8 protein-coding genes are annotated in these 13,558 nt (G+C 36.1%); 5 read left to right on the top strand and 3 right to left on the bottom strand.

Annotation, left to right across the window (positions count from 1 at the left end):
* Nucleotides 1–71: 71 nt before the first annotated feature.
* Together GO685_RS00680 and GO685_RS00675 are read right to left on the bottom strand one after the other, a co-directional pair.
* A complete protein-coding gene (locus GO685_RS00680) occupies nucleotides 72–464 on the bottom strand; it encodes a hypothetical protein (RefSeq protein ID WP_175937118.1) in 393 nt (130 codons plus the stop codon).
* 166 nt (nucleotides 465–630) lie between these two features.
* Entirely contained in the window at nucleotides 631–1,626 is a 996-nt protein-coding gene (locus GO685_RS00675; protein ID WP_175937117.1) for a ribonucleotide-diphosphate reductase subunit beta, read from the bottom strand.
* A 133-nt stretch (nucleotides 1,627–1,759) separates the two neighbouring features.
* Here GO685_RS00675 and GO685_RS00670 point away from each other — a divergent pair, with 133 nt between their 5' ends.
* The 4 genes from GO685_RS00670 to GO685_RS00655 all read left to right on the top strand — a co-directional run bounded on the left by GO685_RS00670 (nucleotide 1,760) and on the right by GO685_RS00655 (nucleotide 10,053).
* The gene (locus GO685_RS00670; protein WP_175937116.1) at nucleotides 1,760–2,098 is read left to right on the top strand and encodes an outer membrane protein assembly factor BamE; all 339 of its coding nucleotides are present in this window, start codon (nucleotides 1,760–1,762) and stop codon (nucleotides 2,096–2,098) included.
* A 580-nt stretch (nucleotides 2,099–2,678) separates the two neighbouring features.
* Nucleotides 2,679–4,013, top strand: coding sequence for a tRNA (N6-isopentenyl adenosine(37)-C2)-methylthiotransferase MiaB (gene miaB, locus GO685_RS00665; RefSeq protein WP_175937115.1), 1,335 nt, complete (start codon nucleotides 2,679–2,681; stop codon nucleotides 4,011–4,013).
* 48 nt (nucleotides 4,014–4,061) lie between these two features.
* A complete protein-coding gene (gene ileS, locus GO685_RS00660; protein WP_175937114.1) occupies nucleotides 4,062–7,304 on the top strand; it encodes an isoleucine--tRNA ligase in 3,243 nt (1,080 codons plus the stop codon).
* A gap of 58 nt (nucleotides 7,305–7,362) precedes the next feature.
* On the top strand, nucleotides 7,363–10,053 hold the full coding sequence (locus GO685_RS00655) for a hypothetical protein (protein WP_175937113.1): 2,691 nt from the start codon (nucleotides 7,363–7,365) through the stop codon (nucleotides 10,051–10,053).
* A 4-nt stretch (nucleotides 10,054–10,057) separates the two neighbouring features.
* Here the strand turns inward: GO685_RS00655 and alaS are convergent, their stop codons facing one another.
* On the bottom strand, nucleotides 10,058–12,658 hold the full coding sequence (gene alaS, locus GO685_RS00650) for an alanine--tRNA ligase (RefSeq protein WP_175937119.1): 2,601 nt from the start codon (nucleotides 12,656–12,658) through the stop codon (nucleotides 10,058–10,060).
* A 192-nt stretch (nucleotides 12,659–12,850) separates the two neighbouring features.
* Here alaS and GO685_RS00645 point away from each other — a divergent pair, with 192 nt between their 5' ends.
* Complete coding sequence (locus GO685_RS00645; RefSeq protein WP_175937112.1) at nucleotides 12,851–13,504, top strand: hypothetical protein; 654 nt, start codon at nucleotides 12,851–12,853, stop codon at nucleotides 13,502–13,504.
* Nucleotides 13,505–13,558 lie beyond the last annotated feature (54 nt).

Below are 13,558 nucleotides of genomic sequence, written 5' to 3'. Positions count from 1 at the left end.
ATTTTTTCTACGCTTATTTCATATTCTTTACAACGCAAAAAACCTTCCATTTCCAACTCTTTCTTTATCGGCTAATCCATAGTTAGCGTTATAGATAATAAAGAATTTGCTGTAGTTAATAAAGACAATAAAGAATCTACCTTGGTTATTGGAGTAACGCCATATGCAACAAGACCAATTCCAGTTATAACGCTCCCAGTAAATAAGCCACCTAGGAACATAATTGCTTTTAGTGAATCACTCATATTACGATTATGTGGACCTGCAGATGGAGAAGTTGTGACGAGAGCTGCAATTAATGGCACTATGGAGATGCCGCCAACGATTCCACCTATTATCAGAGGTGAAAGACCGGTCAAGGTACTCAGTACAAGACCTATTAAAATGCTCACTATAGCCCCTATTATTGCTGCTATTCCCACCATCATTAAATAATTTAAACCAAACACTTTGCTCCTTTTCATACTTAAAATTTTTTTAGGTTTGTCTTGTACCCTAAAATTTAATTTTATATGTTATAAATGGCATGTCAATTAATTTATTTTACAGACTGGTTGTTCTCGGCTTAGTGCCATTTACATAGGTTTCAATGTCAAGTCTTGGATAATTCAGGTAACGCAAAGAGACTAATTAGCGCTCTTTGTCATCAGTATCATTTTCAGCGAAAGCTTCTTCCCATGTGCCTTGGGTTGCTGCACGGCTATATTCTGTTACTCTATTTTCAAAGAAATTCGTGTGTTCCACACCATTTAGTATTTCGTCAAGCCAGGGAAGGGGATTATCATTAATGTCATATATGGGTTTCAGGCCTAATTGCGTTAACCGTCTGTTTGCTATATAGCGTATATAATTGCGCACTTCTTCTGCAGATAGTCCTTCAACGTCCCCTAAATCAAAAGCAAGCTTTATAAATTCGTCTTCAAGCCCGACGATAGTGCGACATGCAGAATATAATTCCTCTTTGAACTCGTCATTCCAAATTTCATTATTCTCTTTAATAAACGTGTTGAATAAATTGATAATCGAGTTGGTGTGCAAAGTTTCATCACGTGCTGACCAAGCAATTATTTGCCCCATGCCTTTCATTTTCCCAAAACGTTGAAAATTAAGCAAAATTGCAAATGATGCAAATAACTGCAGTCCTTCAGTGAATGCACCAAATACTGCTAGAGTTTTAGCTACATGTTTTTTATCGTGTTTTTTACTCTCCTCGAATTCTAACATGTATTCATACTTTTTTCTCATAGCATCATATTTTAGAAATGCTTGATACTCACTTTCTGGCATGCCAATTGTATCTAGAAGGTATGAGTAGGCTGCAATGTGTATGGTTTCTATGTTAGAAAAGCTGGCAAGCATCATGCATATTTCTGTTGGCTTAAATATATTTGAATAATGCCTCATATAGCAGTTATTTACTTCAATGTCTGCTTGAGTAAAGAACCTAAAAATCTGAGTTAGTAGATTTTTCTCCACATTCGAAAGTTTAGTTTTCCAATCTTTTACATCGTCAGCAAGCGGAACTTCTTCCGGTATCCAATGTATCCTTTGTTGCTGTAGCCATGCATCATATGCCCAAGGGTAGTTGAAAGGTTTATATATTGGATCTGCTTTTAATAATGACATACAGCACCTAATTGTTTTCTGAAGTAAATATTATATTAAGCGATATCAAAAATCAGTCAATTTAACTTTTGCAAAATTTGACTACAGGTAGTTTATTAGTGTATTGTAATTTTACAGAGATTTATCAATAAAAATGCGAGCATTAATATTTCTTGTTTTACTACTTTTAGCAAGCTGTACACACACTATTCACAATCACGGAGCTCCAGGCATTAGCGTTGAATTATGGGACAGGATAAAAGTAGGTGATAATAAAGAAAAAGTGGTTCACACTTTAGGGTCGCCAACATTAGTATCTAAATTTGATGAAAATGTTTGGTATTATATCTCATATAAAATTAAACAATCTAATTTCTTAGGAAAAAGGAAATATAGCAGCAAGTCTCTGCAAATCTCGTTCGATCAGGATGATAGAGTTACAGATATAAAAGAAATTAACGTTGCAGAGAGATCTTTAGCTGTTATTGATTGAAAATCCGCTGAACAGATACAATCCACGATACTACTTTAGTAATAAATATTGAAGAAATTTGCCAAATAGAGAAAAAAAAGCAAAAGAAGCCCTGGTCAATACCTGTTCAAAAATATTGGCATCTTTTTAGTCTTAAACGCTGCAATCTAGCTGCTTTTAAACCGCAACTAACCTTAGCTTAATGCTTAAGAAATTTACTAAGCAGAAAAAAAGACAAAAGAAATCTCGTGGTAGAAGTTGCTCACTCTCTAATCCTGCAAATTGGCGTACTATACTGTCTTGAATGACTTATAAGCGCGTTTCAGCTTGTATAGGCAAAAACCTAGAAGTCTAGGTGAAATTAATAAAGACATGAGGTGCACATAGTGCAAAAAATTAAACATAAGACGCCAACGGTGATACTTTCGTCGTTTAATCTGCACAGATTGAAGCTAAATGAATAGCTCCAACTTTACGGTAGGGGTAACGGCGAAAGTTGTCAAGCAGTTTTTTTTGTTTCTGTCAGCTACCTAAATGACGACTAGGATTGTATAATAGTTGTACTGGAATCAAGTTTTTCGTATAATTTTATTAAAAAAGTATGAAAGGCCTATATATCAAGACTTACGGCTGTCAGATGAATGTTTATGACTCCGTTTTAATGGAGAATATAATTAAGCCTCTGGGGTTCAACGTTGCCAGTGACGCGGAGAAAGCTGATTTGGTGATATTGAATACTTGCCACATTAGAGAGAAAGCAGCGGAAAAGCTCTATTCAGAGCTTGGGAAGATCCATTCGTCACGAAAAAATAAGGAAATTACCATAGTGGTAGCCGGATGTGTAGCACAAGCAGAAGGCGAAGAAGTGTTCAGAAGAGCTCCATTTGTGGACATCGTTGTTGGTCCGCAGAGTATCGCTACTCTGCCGGAGCTGATAGTCAAAGCAAGCAGAAGTAAAGGTCATGTGATAAATACCGATTTTCCTGAGGTTGTAAAGTTTGATAAATTACCAGATGAGTGTTACGGTAATAGCCAAGGGTCTTCTGCGTTTCTCTCCATACAAGAGGGTTGTGATAAGTTTTGTACATTTTGTGTAGTGCCCTACACTCGTGGGGCTGAATATTCACGGCCAGTAAATGAAATATTCCGCGAAGCGCTGAAATTAGTTGCAAATGGAGCAAAGGAAATCAATTTGCTCGGTCAGAACGTCAATGCTTACCACGGGGAATGCGAAGGGAAAACATGGAATTTAGGAGAATTAATTGGTCATATCGCTAAAATTGAAAAGCTAGAAAGAATCCGCTATACAACCTCTCATCCACAAGATATGCATGAATCTCTCTACTTGGCGCATGCGGAAGAACCGAAACTCATGCCATTTATTCACCTACCTGTGCAGTCAGGCTCGAATAAAATATTACGCGTGATGAACAGAAAACACACTGCGGAGGAGTATTTGGAGATAGTAGATAGATTGCGCAAATTGAAACCTGAAATCGAATTTTCTTCTGATTTTATCGTTGGTTTTCCTGGAGAAACCGAAAGAGACTTTGAGGAAACTATGAAGCTAGTCGAAAAAGTAAAGTACGCTCAGGCTTATAGTTTTAAATATAGCCCAAGACCGGGGACGCCAGGGGCGGAAAGGAAGGATCAAGTGCCAGAAGAAGTTAAAACAGAGCGCCTTCTTCGTTTACAGAAGCTAATTAGTGCACAACAATTCGAATTTAATCAGAGTGTGGTAGGCAAGACTATTTCTGTTCTATTTGGCGATAAAAAAGGCAAACATCAAAACCAAATTATTGGTAAAAGCCCATACATGCAATCAGTTTGCATTGATGATCCTGAAGATAAATACAGAAACAAGATAGTAAGTGTGAAGATATTGGAAGCTTGGCAGAATAGTTTGCTAGGGACAGGAATGCTTTTGAATTTGTGATTTTCCAGAAAGTCATATATTCTCTAAATTTATCCAGTTAGAATGAATATGAAGTCAAAGCATTATCCTGATACAACGAGTAGTCCTGATTTTTCGTCGTTAGAGAAGGAAATCATAAAATTTTGGCAGGAAAGCAAAATTTTTGAGCGGTCAGTTGAGGAACGTTCCAAGGACAATTGTTTTGTCTTTTACGATGGACCTCCATTTGCAAATGGATTGCCACATTATGGGCATTTACTCACTGGCTTCATCAAAGATGCATTTGCAAGATATCAAACCATGCTACAAAAAAGAGTTGAACGTAGATTTGGTTGGGATTGCCATGGTTTGCCGGCTGAGATGGGTGCGGAAAAGGAACTTGGAATATCCGGCAGAACTGAGATAGAAAAATTCGGTATTGAAAAGTTCAATAACCATTGTCGTACTTCTGTGATGAAATTTTCATCAGAATGGGAAAAGTATGTAAATAGGCAAGCAAGGTGGGTAGATTTTCATAATGACTATAAAACCATGGATAAGTCATTCATGGAATCAGTCATGTGGACATTTAAGCAGCTTTATAATAAGGGTCTAGTGTATGAATCGGTGCGCGTTGTTCCCTATAGCTGGGCATGTGAAACTCCATTGTCCAATTTTGAAACAAGGCTTGATAACACATATAGAGAAAAGACTAGAAAAGCTGTAACTGTTGCATTTGAGCTTTTAGAAAACCCGCAGCAGTTTAAACAAAAATGTAAATTACTTGCTTGGACTACAACCCCTTGGACGTTGCCGAGCAATTTGGCACTGGCAATAGGGAAAGACATTGAGTATTGTGCAGTGTCAGTAAATGGTGAAATCCACATCTTCGCTGAAAGCTACTTAGAAAAGTTTATCAGCCACCTCGAGCAAAACAATATTCCATATGAAAACTGCAGTATAAAACTTAGAGCAGATGATCTGGCAGGTTTCTCTTATAAACCACTGTTTTATTACTTTAAAGATACAAAAAATGCTTTCCGCGTTTTCATAGCAGATTATGTCACAGCAGAAGATGGTACTGGAGTTGTGCACACTGCTCCTGGATTTGGTGAAGAAGATTTTTATCTTTGCCAAAGCCATAATATTCCAGCCATTTGTCCAATTGATAACGGAGGGAAATTTACCGCTGAAGTTTGGGATTTAGCAGGAGTTCATGTCTTTGATACTAATGACACAATAATAAAGAAATTGAAAGAACAAGGAAATTGGTTCAAAACCGAGCAATATATTCACAATTATCCACACTGCTGGAGAACTGATACTCCTTTAATCTATCGCACCATGCCTTCTTGGTATGTTGCTGTGACAAAATTCAAAAGCAAAATGGTAGAGCTAAATAAGAGAGTTAATTGGATACCAAATCATATCAGGGATGGTCAATTTGGAAAGTGGCTTGAAGGGGCACATGATTGGTCAATTTCACGCAATCGATTCTGGGGTACGCCGATTCCCGTATGGAAGTCAGACGATGCAAGATATCCAAGGGTAGATGTGTATGGTTCGATAGCGGAACTAGAGCGAGATTTTAATGTTAAAGTGGATGACTTGCACAGACCATTTATTGACACTTTAACAAGGCTCAATCCTGATGACCCGACAGGAAAATCAGTTATGCGTCGTGTGCCTGACGTATTTGACTGCTGGTTTGAATCTGGCTCAATGCCATTTGCACAAGTCCACTATCCGTTTGAAAATAAAGAATGGTTTGAGAGTAATTTCCCGGCGGATTTTATCACCGAATATATAGCGCAAACTAGGGGATGGTTCTATACGCTTTTTGTGCTTTCGACTGCTTTATTTGACAGTGAACCATTTAAGAACTGCATATGCCACGGTGTTGTTCTCGATGTGAAAGGGCAGAAATTGTCCAAGCGTTTGAATAATTATGCAGACCCAATGGAGGTGTTTGATAAATACGGTTCTGATGCACTGCGTTTTCTTATGCTTTCTGGATCTATTGTTTGTGGTGGTAATTTGCTACTTGATAAAGAAGGAAACTCAATACGAGATGTTCTGAGAAACGTAATAAAACCTATTTGGAACAGTTATCACTTTTTTACCATATATGCAAATGCAGATGGAATTAAAGCTGAGGTTTGTAAGGATTATCAAAGCACTATTGATCGTCACATGATTTCCAAATGTTTTGAAGCTGTAGAAAGCATTCAAACTTCTATGAACAACTACAATTCTCAAGAGGCTTGTAAAATTCTGATAGATTTTTTTGAAGTGCTAAATAATTGGTATATTCGTCGCAGTCGCGAGCGTTTTTGGAAAAGTGATTTAGATCAGGATAAGACTGACGCTTATAATGTTCTATATACGGTTTTTTATTACGTATTAAGAGCGGCAGCTCCTTTATTGCCGCTTATAACGGAAACTATATGGCAGGGGCTTAAATATAAAGAAACATCTGTTCATTTGGCCAATTTTCCACAATTAGAAAAGTTTAATAGCGAGCTCATTGCTAAGATGGATTTAGTGAGAGAGATATGCAACTCTGCACTCTCTATCAGAAACACCTTTAATATACGTATCAGACAGCCGCTTGGCAGTATGATCATTTATCACAAGTCTTCCTGTAGTTTTCTTGAAAGTGAACCGCTTTCTGTCATCCCAGAGTTCTCTCCTGTCACCCAAGTAGCTGACACCGGGATCCAGTGTGCTGCAGATTTAAATGAGTACCAGGAGATGATAAAAGATGAGGTGAATGTAAAAAGCGTGGAATTAGTAAATAGACTTGAAGGTATTGCATCACTAGAGTTAAAACTAAATTTCCCACTACTTGGAAAGAAGGTTCCAGACAAAATCAAGAAACTAGTTCAATATGTCAAGGAGAAAAAATGGAGGCAAGTTGGAAATGAACGGATATTTCTAGGAGATGAATCAGAGAACTATATTATGGAAAAAGGTGAGTATGAACTGTTATTAAAAGCAAACAGTAAATATTCCTCTGTGTTTGATAATAACAAAGGAGTTGTTATCCTAAACACTGAACTAAATGATGAATTAATTCTAGAAGGGCTTGCAAGAGATGTTGTGAGGCTCATCCAGGAAACTAGAAAACAAGCTGATTTTCATATATCCGATAGAATCAGAGTAGTAATCAAAACAGAGGATGAGAAAATTAAAGAAGCGGTGAATATGTGGAGTGAGTATATAAAAGAACAGACTCTTGCCTTATCTTTAGAAATTAATGTAGAAATTGAAACCAGCTTCTATTCCAAGGAATACCAAGATTTGATTGTTAGTATTAAGTTAGATTGTTAGTAGTTGCAAATTGTTAGTATTTATGCTATATTTTAGGTAATTGGGATAAGGTTATGGTATGAATGCTGTTGTAGGTCCTGGTATAGTTATTGGCTTAACTAATGGTGGTTTAGGTAAAAAAGAACCTATTGCTGTTTCCAGTTCGGTGAAAGAGGGGAAATTTTTTGGTGGTATGACTTCTGGTTTTAACATTCCACTAAGTATATTTCGTTATGAAGGTTATGACTCTGACTTTTTTACTCCCTGGTATAATATACTAAGAGAAATATTTGAAGAGATAAAGAGAATGTGCCCGGAAAAACGGGTGTTGAATTTAGCTCTGTTAGTTTTAATGCTTCCTTATATTGCTTCTGTTTCATTGGGATTAGTAGTATATAACAGATCTAAAGCAGATGGTAAAATACAAGCCAGTCCGGAGGGAAATGAAACAAAAAAAAGTGAGGTAAGTGAAAGTACAGCAAAAAGATTGGCATATAGTGTTCTTGCTGCAATAGCGATTCTTGTTAATATAGTTGTGCTTGTCACCTTAATTATTCCTGCAACACTAGCTTTGGCTACTTTTTATCTTTCAAGTAAGAAGTTATCTCATTCTTTGATTGCTACTGTTAAAATAGGTAGTGGGTTGTATAAGAATGAACACCAGAATATTGAGGTATCTTTTCACGAGATAGATGCTGGTGAGTCAGACATTAGGTGGGATATGGAAATTAAGTTTCCACCACAATTTGAACAGTTACTTAAAGATTTGCGCGAAGATAAAAATGATAAGCTATTTGTTACACAAGATGCAGAGCATAACACCATACTAAAACTATCAGCCAACATCCACTTAAAAAATGGTCTTAAGCCTTTACGTAATGAGATCAGGGGTGTGCTTGCAACTTCGATTCAAGGATTCACAAAGGCTATGGGAGAACTGTTAAAGCTAGACAAAAAAGATATTACATATGGGAAACTGCAGGAATTTTTCAACGAGTTCAGACTGAAAGCGGTGAACAGTGTAGATTCTAAATTGACAAGTCACTTAATACAAGATGCTCACAAAGTTGCCTTTATACAGGCAATCAAAATTGTACAGCAAAGAAGAAAAGAAGGTTTTTCATTAGAAGAAAGACTGAAAGAAGTATTAGTAGAACAAGAATTAAAAAGCCAGGGTAAGGAATTACCAAGTAAAAAACGGATTGTAAAACATGCTTTAAAAAATTTAGGAAAAAAAGATAAAGATAAGGAAGAAATACCTAGGGCTGTTGATGTTTGTGAGAGCGTGTATCCTAAGGAAACAGAGAAAGTTCTAGATAATGCTGAACAGGAGATTGAACGTTTAAGAAAAATAGGGCAAAAAAGATATGATGAGATGTATGAAAAATTAAAAGAAATATGTGAAAATGGAAGAACCAGTAATTCAACAGATGGTGCTTTAAGAAGAAAATTAGAGGATCTCTTTAAATTCGAGTATGATGGTCAAGAGGTTGAGAAGAAGCTAATGGAATCAAAAATAAGAAAAGCTAAAGTTGTGTTAAGTCAATCAGGTGTACTGAATAAGGAAAAGCAGTGCCTAATGGAACGACTTGAAGATTTAGAAAAAGAGGTAAAAGGTCTTTCAAATGAGGAAGCTTCAGATAAAATAAATGATTTCATAGAAGTAGCGTATTCAGAAATAGTCAAACATGGAGTGCAAAATTTACTTGGGCAACAAAAGAAGATGCTATTGAAGAAAATTGAAGATTTAGTATCTTTACTCAACGAATCGAAAGGAATGTACGATGGTGAGGACAACGAAGTTACTTTGTTATTTGATAGGAGACTTGAGGATATATTGCATCTAGAAAAAATGATCAAAGAGTGCTTAGAACAAAAAGAGTACGATTTATTGAAAGAAAAAATTGAAAAGCAAAGTGAAGATATTAGGAAATCCATGAGGAACGGCAAAGATCTTTTGTGCTTTCTAGACAAAGATTTAATAGATGGACACTTAGGCAGTAATAGAAAGTTTATAAAGTTGCTAGAGCAATTAGGATCTGAAAAAGAGGAATTATTAATAAGTGAAGAAGCAAAAAATGACTATAGAGAAGAACTAACATCTCGCGAAAAAATAAAATTTGCAATCATAGAAGATGATTTACTAGAGATATTCAAGCAAAAAACTTTTAATGAAGAAGAAATCAAGAAGTTATTAGAAAAAGCAGAACTTGAATACTACTTAGCAGAGAAATGCATCAAATATCCTGTGATTAGAACGAAAGATAATATCAAACACTTTTGTCAGGCTTTATTGTCTCCTTTGATAGGCAATTTGGTGGAAAAGATAATAAATCACGTATCAAAGGATAATAAGAGTAATGCGTGGAGCCTGACAAATTTGTATAAACGTTTTCGTATCGCTATTAATTATAATATAGTTGGATTGTCAGCTACAAACGACAGTAGCACAGAAGGAAAGGCGTTAAAAGTGGCACACGACACTTATGAAGAAGTAAAGACATTGCTTAAATATTTCGAGTCAAGTTATGAGGAAGTGAGGGGCTTGATAGGTAACGTATTTTCTGATGATGGTGAAACATTTAAAAAGAATATATGGCCTAAAATAAAAAATCATTTGTGTGAAGTATGGGATAGATTTTTTAAGGGTATTGAATTCACGTTAATCAGCAAGGATAAGAACATCAATCAAGAAACAGTAAACACTGAGTTAGGTCAATTTACAATACAAAAACATAATTCTATTGGCGGCCTAGTAGCAGGAGCATAATATACTATCTTGCTAAGTAATTATAAATAGCTGTAATAATATCACTACTATCACAGCTCATTTGAGCAAGTTCAGCGTTTCCACCGCAACCTCTTCCAGTTACGGTAGATACCAGCTCTTTTGCGCTGATCTTATCAGTTAAGTCTTTGCTTACTTTGACAATCAGCACTGTTTTGTTTTTTTCCGTTGCTGTGAAAGCTATTACAGTTTTTGGTTTTTGTTGCTGCAGAACAAATTCCCTTATTATACTTACTGGAATGTCAGTGAAAGCATGGCTTACGAAATTCATTCCATTTATTTCAGTGTTTTTTATGTTCTCTGCACTTGCGAGCTTTTTATAAAGGTTTTTTATTTTAGCTTCGGATTCCTTACGCTCTTGGCTTAAAATACTAAGTCGGCTTATTATTTCGTTTATTGGCGCTTTTACGGATTCTGCAACTTTTTTCAAGTTGATTTCATTATCACGCACATAATTAATTGCTTCTTGACCGGTCAAAGCTTCGATTCTTCTTACTCCAGACGCAATAGAACATTCTGTTACTATCTTAAACAGGCCGATTTCTCCAGCGCGCTCCACATGCGTGCCGCCGCATAACTCCTTTGAATCTCCAATGCTTACCACTCTTACTTGGTCGCCATACTTTTCGCCGAACAATGCCATAGCTCCTTCGTCTATTGCCTGATTCATGCTCTGAATTTTTGTAGATGTAGAAAAATTTTCTCTGATTAGAGAGTTTACCATATCTTCTATTGCAAACAGTTGATCCTGAGTAACTTGAGTGTTGTGGCTGAAGTCAAATCTCAGTCTATCTGGTGCAACTAAGGAACCTTTTTGAGTAACGTGGTTACCTAAGATCTTTCTCAATGCAAAGTGCAGAAGATGTGTAGCTGAATGGTTTCTTCTTAGGTCTTGCCTTCTTTTCTTGTCAATGCTTGCTGTAACTGTGTCACCTTTACAAATTGAGCCAGATTTAACCATGCACCTGTGCAAATACAGGTCGTTAATCTTATTGGTGTTTCCCACTGTAATTACACCTAGGTCTGGTGTCATTCCGGCGCGTGGCGATGGCTCAACTGGGATGACAATAAAATTTCCAGTGTCCCCCACCTGTCCACCTGATTCGCCATAAAAAGGTGTTTTATCAAGTATAATGGTTATCTTCTCTCCTTCTTTTGCAGAATCAATAACTTCATTTTCAGGAGAAATTATGGCTATTACTTTTGCATCCTCTACTTCATCAAATTCATAACCAACAAATTTTGTTTTGCCAAATTCATCGATCAAATCGAACCATACTTGCTCAACAGACTTTTCACCAGATCCAGCCCATTTAGCACGTGCTCTCTCTTTCTGCTCTTTCATTGCATCATCAAAACCTTTTTGGTCAAAATTTATTTTCCTCTCTTTTAAAATATCAAGTGTAATATCCAGAGGAAATCCATAAGTGTCATATAGCTTAAACGCTGATTTTCCTGGCAGAGTATCGCCTGGTTTTAAATCTGCAGTAAATTTTTCCCAAAGATTAATGCCTTTCATCAAAGTATCTTTAAAGCTCTCTTCCTCTGATTTTAACGTTGTCTCTATTGAACTTTTGGCTCTAATCAGTTCAGGATAAACATCTCCCATATAAGCTGAGCTTGAGCTATCTATCAGCACTGGAAAAATGCGATGGAGTAGAGAGTCATTATATCCAAGCAGGTGGATATAACGTGCAGCCCTCCTAATTAATCTGCGCAGTACGTAGTTTCTGCCTTCATTTCCAGGGAGTATTCCTTCTGCAATTAGAAATGCGGCTGCACGAAGATGATCCGCGATGATCTTATGAGCTACTTTATTTTCTGTATTTCCACAGAGCTCTTGCGACTTATTTATCAGAGCAGAAAACAGATTAATATCATAGTTATCATGAACGTTTTGCATGACAGCTGCTATTCTCTCAAGGCCCATTCCAGTATCGATGCATTTTTTTGGTAATTTTTGCAAATCACCTTCTTCATCTTTATTAAATTCCATGAATACCAGATTCCAAATTTCAACAACTCTATCGTCATCTTGTAAGTTAGGATTTGCATGATCATAAAAAATTTCAGAACATGGACCACATGGACCAGTATTACCCATGCTCCAAAAGTTGTCATCTGTTGCAATTCTGATGACTTTATCATCTGAAAAACCACTTACCTTATGCCAAATCTCATATGACTCATCATCAGTGTGGTAGACAGTTATGGATAGTCTATTTTTATCAAGAGACAATTCTTCAGTAATGAATTTCCACGCAAATTCTATCGCGGTTTCTTTAAAGTAATCACCGAAACTAAAATTTCCGAGCATTTCAAAAAATGTATGATGCCGAGTTGTATAGCCAACATTTTCAAGATCGTTGTGTTTACCGCCTACTCTTAGACACTTTTGGCTTGAGACAGCGCGTTTCATCTCAGTTTTTTGTAACCCGGTGAAGATGTTTTTGAACTGCACCATACCAGCATTTGTAAACATGAGTGTTGGGTCATGCTCTGGGATCAAAGGAGAAGAAGAAACCTGCTCATGGTTGTTACTTATAAAAAACTTTATAAATCTTTCTCTAATTTCGTTTAGCTTCATCATTTTTATTGAGATTATCTATGAATAATAAGTTGTAATGAGAGTAAAATCAATTCATCACTCTGGATATTAATATATACATTATTTAATATAACAAAAGTAATACTTACATAAAAATTTTAATGAAAAGATATAGACTGAAACTTTCAATTTGCTAGTATAGTGAATATTAATAAATTTAGAAATAGATGTATGACAAAAAAATCACGAAACGCCTCACAAAGAGAAGAAATGACACCATTCGAGGGAAAGGCAACAGTTACTATTTTTTCTAGCTTGGAAGACATAGAAAAAGGAAGAAAAATATACTTTTCATTGAAAGGAGAGGGTTTAACAATTGATACTTTTAGTATATCTGACAATTCACACAGGTTATGCTTTGTTGTTGGGATAACAAAAAAGATTCCCACTCCTGAAGAGTGTTGTAGATTGATGATTAACAATATTATTTCAGACTTGAAGAGTGGGAGAACAAAAAGCAAAACAGAGTATGATTTCAGAGAATTCGACGAAAGGTATCTAAAAGATTTAAAAGGACTTTTCAGTCACAAGACTACAACAACTAGTTTACAGGAAGAACCTACTACTGAAAGAGTTGAGCATGAGACGCAGGCTACTGGGGTTACTGATAGTACAACAACAGAATTATTTCAATCGGAAAAACCTACTACTGAAAAAGTTGAATATGAGGTGCAAGAAGATAGCAAATATGTTGCCGCAGCTTTAAAACAACAAAAATTTGATTTTGCTTCAACAAACGCAACAGGAAATACGAGTGGTGTAATACGAGAAATGATAGAATCAAATACTAGTCTCTGTGAACAAAATTTTAGAGAAGCCATATGAGAGAACCAACGAAGTTTAAAAAACCCATAAAAACCTCAGCAGTCTTGTCAAATC

Origin of the sequence: Wolbachia endosymbiont of Madathamugadia hiepei (assembly GCF_013366855.1) — a bacterium.
Classification (GTDB): domain Bacteria; phylum Pseudomonadota; class Alphaproteobacteria; order Rickettsiales; family Anaplasmataceae; genus Wolbachia.
The sequence above is the reverse complement of the archived record's forward strand: the minus strand, read 5'-3'. Positions and strand labels throughout refer to the sequence as shown.